This window comes from Pseudomonas sp. NY15364 (assembly GCF_048068235.1).
Classification (GTDB): Bacteria; Pseudomonadota; Gammaproteobacteria; order Pseudomonadales; family Pseudomonadaceae; genus Aquipseudomonas; species Aquipseudomonas mendocina_D.
The window spans coordinates 1-1048 of sequence record NZ_JBLUPX010000080.1 but is presented as its reverse complement, the minus strand read 5'-3'; the positions used below and the strand labels follow the sequence as shown (position 1 = coordinate 1048).

1 protein-coding gene is annotated in these 1048 nt (G+C 69.8%); it reads right to left on the bottom strand.

The annotated features are described in order from the left end of the window. Positions 1-1048, bottom strand: a 1048-nt coding sequence (locus tag ACNFCJ_RS23995; RefSeq protein WP_416773882.1) for a hypothetical protein, incomplete at both ends; no start/stop codon positions are given.

The window sequence follows — 1048 nt, the reverse complement described above, 5'->3', positions numbered from 1 at the left end:
TGGGTAGCTGCCCGACAGCACGCCGCCGGCGCCGCCAGTCGGGGTGCGGGAGTCACTGAGCCGCGAGTCACCGTCGCGCACCACGTCTGCAATGTCGGCAGGCTGTACGGCCGTGTCTGCCCGTTCGCCCTGGGCCGCCGTAGCAAAATCCCCAACATCAGCGGCAGCGGCACTGCCAAGGGCGGGCAATCCGTCGAGGTCAGAATACTGCCCGCTGAACGCAGCCGGCGCCAGGTCTCCCGGCTGCACCGCTGAATCAGCCAGCGCGCCTTGCGCAGCGGTGGCCGCGCCGATGTCGGCAGGCGCTGCCGGGATGCTGTCCTGCAGATCGCCCAGCAGTTCCATCAGGTCGGCCTGCGCGGTGATATCACCCGAGATAGTGCCCCACGGCCGGTCAACCGGGGACTCGCTGCGGATGACGCTGTGGTCGCTCATCGTCAGCACGAGATAGCCGTCAGGGTCGACCTCTGCTGCGGTCACGGTCGCGCCGTCTGCGCCCCTCGGCCCTTGCTCGCCGCCGATGGTAACCCAGCCACTGCTGTTGCATGGCGGCAGTGAGCCAGCCGGCCAGACCCGCGCCTGGCCGGTGATGGCGCGGTACACGTCGCCGCCCTGCTCTACGTCAAGCGCCCAGGTCGCCACGCGGGTGCTGAGTGCTGCGGTCTGCTCGTCGGTCAGCTCCAGTTCGACCGCCCCCGGGCCGATGATCGTGGCCGGGATCTCCAACAGCAGAGTGCCGCTGGCATCGAGCAAGCTGGCGCGGATCGTTGCACCGTCCAGGTCAACCGGCAGCTTGTACACCAGCTCACCGCCGCGCGGCTGCAGGCCGGCGCCGGACAGCGCGTTGATCTCCAGTGTGCTGGCATCAATCCGTTTCGCACGCCAGGGCAGCGCCGCGCGCGGGTCGCGGTTGAGGTCGGGCATGCCAGTTACACCCCGCACCCACACCGGCCAGTCGCCGGCCAGGCCGTGCTCCACGGTGAGCCGCACCCCGCTCTCGCTCGCGGCGATGGCAGTGATTGGCAGGTAAGCGAACGCCGGCTGCATC